The following is a 3,476-nucleotide window of genomic DNA, read 5'->3' on the forward strand; positions in this document are numbered from 1 at the left end:
GCCAGGTGCAGGATGCCAAAGTGGAGCAGCATCGGCGTCATCAGTCGCCACCACTGCCCCGCCGCCAGGCTGTCGGCCAATGGCACGAAATGGATGTACTCGCCGACCACGCGAAAATCGAGGAAGGTCAGCCAGCGCATGGTGTCGAGGTTTTCGCCCAGCAGCGTCACCGCACCCACGAGGATGCTCAGCAGCAAAACAGCCGCGGTCGCCTTGGCGTAGCGCAGCTGCTCGACAAAACCGGGGCGCTGAATGGTTTGCACCGCCGGAATGTCCAGTTGCTGATCGGGGTCACCGGCGGGAAAGCGTTCGTACAGCGAACGCACGTCCTCGCTGATGTTGGCAGGCACCCAGAGCACCTGTTCTCCCGACTCTTCGCTGACGCGATGCGGCACCTGCATACGCTGCAGCAGTTTGACGAACCCGCTCAAGTCCACCGCCAGCGGCAGACGCAAAACGGCAACAACACTCATTGCAGCACCTCCGGCCGTTCAACATCGACCCAGACAAATTTATTCGGATCGAGCCGGGTTTCCTGATCCAGCCGATAGGCAACCAGTTTGCCGTAGAGCACGGCGCTGTAATCCAGGCAGGCCAGGTTCGGGCGAATCGGCACTGGTTTGCCGCTGCGCCAGTAGTGGCCGACGAACAACAGTGGCTCATCGGCGCCGTAACGCAGCAGAGTGTTTTTTTCCGTGGACGTCAGGGGCGTCTGCGCCACCGGCTCGGGCAACGCGTCAGGTTGGAACACGATGTCTCCGTAGGTTTGCGGGTCGTCTTCCCAGAATTTGGTACGGAAGAACGAGCGCACCAGACCGTCGCCGCTGGTCATGGTCAAACCATGGGGCAAGCGCATGTCGGTGCCGCGCAGCAGCCGGTCGAACACGGTGCAGGCGAAACTGCCCGGCACGGCCGACGCCTGGAGGAAATGCTCATCCACGCAGCCGTTGGGGAACAGCCTGCGCAAGGGTTCGATCAGGCCCGAATCCCAGCACGCATGCACCACCCGGAAGCGGCCGGCGTCAACGAACAGTGGCAGCTCGTAGAACCATTGCAGGAAGTCATGCCAGTCTCCCGGATGGTCTTGGAACTGGGTCAGGGTTTCACCGAGCAATCGGGCATGACGCGGCGTGTGTTCACGGACGAACTGCTTGTCGCTGCCCGGTAGCGCCGGCGTGCTCCAGCCCAGTGCGTTGAATTCATGGTTACCCATGATGCACAGAGCCTGGCGGGCCTCGACCATGTCATGGACGATGTGCAGCGCCTCGCGAATTCGCGGGCCGCGATCAATGATGTCGCCCACAAACACGGCCATGCGCGACGGATGCCGCCAGACGCCGCCTTGTTTTTGATAACCGAGCCGGTCGAGCAAGTGCTCAAGGGTCAGAGCGCAACCGTGCACGTCACCGATCAGGTCGTAGCTACGCGCGGGATCGAGCATCAGTCGCCTCCACCACCCAATCGACTGCCCCAACCGAGCTTGGTCCGGCAGACTTCATAGTAATTGTGGTCAAGCGGATGAATCAGCCGCAGTTTCTGCGCTTTCTTGCTGATGGTGATGGTGTCGCCGGGGGCGCAGGTGAAGTGATTTTGCCCGTCACAGGAGACTTGCGGGTAAATCTGCATATCCTTGGACACGACTATTTTCAGCTCGCTGTTGCCATCGACCACAATCGGCCTGCCCGACAAGGTATGGGGGTACATCGGCACAATCACAATAGCGTCGAGCTTGGGGTGCATGATCGGTCCGCCCGCCGACAGCGCGTAGGCGGTCGAACCGGTGGGCGTCGCGACGATCAGGCCGTCGGCCTTCTGGCTGCACACGAACTGGCCGTCGATGTACAGCTCGAATTCGATCATCCGCGTTGATTTACCGGGATGCAGCACCACATCATTGAGGGCGTCGCCCTGACCGATGGCCTCGGCATGACGGCGGACCTCGGCTTGCAGCAGAAAGCGGTTTTCCACCAGGTAGTGGCCGTCGAGCACTTCGGCGACTTTGACTTCCAGCTCGTCAGGACGGATATCGGTCAGGAAACCGAGGCTGCCGCGGTTGATGCCCAGCACCGGAGTATTGTGCTTGGCCAGCGCCCGGGCGGCGCCGAGCAGACTGCCATCACCGCCGACCACAATCACCATGTCACAGACTTCGCCGAGCATCTTGCGTGACGAGGTTTGCAGGCCATGACCGGGAAGGACTTCGGCGATGGTGTCTTCGAGGATCACGTGCAAGTGACGATCGAGCAGAAACCGTTTCAGTCGGCGGACGGTATCCAGCACCTGGGAACTGCCCAGGCGACCGATGATGCCGATATTACGAAATTGCTCCATGGGGTTCCTGCAAGGACGGCGAAAAAGACGATTATGGGCGAAAGCGCGGGATAGACAAAATCCTTTCAGCCACAAGGGTGTACTCAGGTTTAGGGCTATGCTCGCAAGATGATCCTATTTCCCGATTTGCTCTCGTTGCCCCATCAGTTGCGCCACCCCGAAGTGCGCGACCTGGCTTGGGTCATCCTCGCGCCGCCGATGCTCGTCGATACGCCGTGGYCGCAGCGCCACCCGCTGGCCGGCAGCGAGTGGGTGCAAGAACCGCAACGCCTGGAGCGCTGGCTGCGGCAACTGGACCGTGACAGCTATGACTTGCTGCACTGGCTGTCCCAGGCCCGCACCCGGCGTCTGGGCCTGTATTACGAGCGCCTGTGGCAGTATGCGGTGCGTCACGCGCCGGGGATCGAACTGATTGCCGCCAACCTGCCGATCCGCCGTGAAGGCCACACGCTGGGCGAACTGGACATGCTGCTGCGCGACCGCGACGGCGTGCATCACCTGGAACTGGCGATCAAGCTCTATCTCGGGCCGCAAAACGGCGACGGGCATGACACTGCGCAATGGCTCGGTCCCGGTTGCCATGATCGGCTCGACCGCAAGCTGGCACACCTGGCTCATCATCAATTGCCCATTTCTGCCCGCAGCGAAAGTCGCGAAGTGCTGGCGGCCCTGGATATCCAGCAGTTCAGTGCACACCTGTGGCTCGGCGGCTACCTGCTGTATCCGTGGCCGGGACGCGCCGAACCACCCGGGGGTGCGCATCCGCAGCATTTGCGCGGTAGCTGGCTGCATCAGAAAGACTGGGCGGACTTTGTCGTGCAGCGCCCCTTCGGCCGCTGGCAACCCCTGCCCCGCCACGCCTGGCTGGCGCCGGCGCATTATCCCGCAGAGCAGACCTGGAACGGCGAGCAACTGAGTGCCTGGCTCAGTGAACTGGAGCCCTTGGCGCCCGCGCAATTGTTGGTGCGCCTGGTCGAGAATGCCGAGGGGGAATGGGAGGAAGCGGAACGGTTGTTTCTGGTGGCGGATCTTTGGCCGAATGTGCCGGGTAGTGGTTGAGATGTGTGGTGTATGGACTGGCCCCTTCGCGGGCAAGCCCGCTCCCACATTTGATCTCTGTATGGCGCAAATTCAATGTGGGAGCG

At 61.9% G+C, this 3,476-nt stretch carries 4 protein-coding genes; 1 reads left to right on the top strand and 3 read right to left on the bottom strand.

The genetic code is table 11. From position 1 onward, the window contains the following. The 3 genes from AC1DSG_RS29170 to AC1DSG_RS29180 all read right to left on the bottom strand — a co-directional run. Positions 1–473, bottom strand: a 473-nt coding sequence (locus AC1DSG_RS29170; RefSeq protein WP_477793968.1) for a rhomboid protease N-terminal domain-containing protein, incomplete at its 3' end; no start/stop codon positions are given. Then, complete coding sequence (locus AC1DSG_RS29175) at positions 470–1,441, bottom strand: metallophosphoesterase (protein ID WP_477793969.1); 972 nt, start codon at positions 1,439–1,441, stop codon at positions 470–472. The genes AC1DSG_RS29170 and AC1DSG_RS29175, both read right to left, overlap by 4 nt. Then, positions 1,441–2,331 (bottom strand): NAD(+) kinase, encoded by an 891-nt coding sequence (locus AC1DSG_RS29180; protein WP_477793970.1) that lies wholly within the window; start codon positions 2,329–2,331, stop codon positions 1,441–1,443. The genes AC1DSG_RS29175 and AC1DSG_RS29180 overlap by 1 nt, the downstream gene beginning before the upstream one ends. A 108-nt stretch (positions 2,332–2,439) precedes the next feature. Between AC1DSG_RS29180 and AC1DSG_RS29185 the strand changes: the two genes are divergently transcribed. Beyond that, entirely contained in the window at positions 2,440–3,390 is a 951-nt protein-coding gene (locus AC1DSG_RS29185; RefSeq protein ID WP_477793971.1) for a DUF1853 family protein, read from the top strand. The last annotated feature ends 86 nt before the right edge of the window (positions 3,391–3,476 follow it).

The sequence above is a fragment of the Pseudomonas sp. P5_A12 genome (assembly GCF_056400685.1).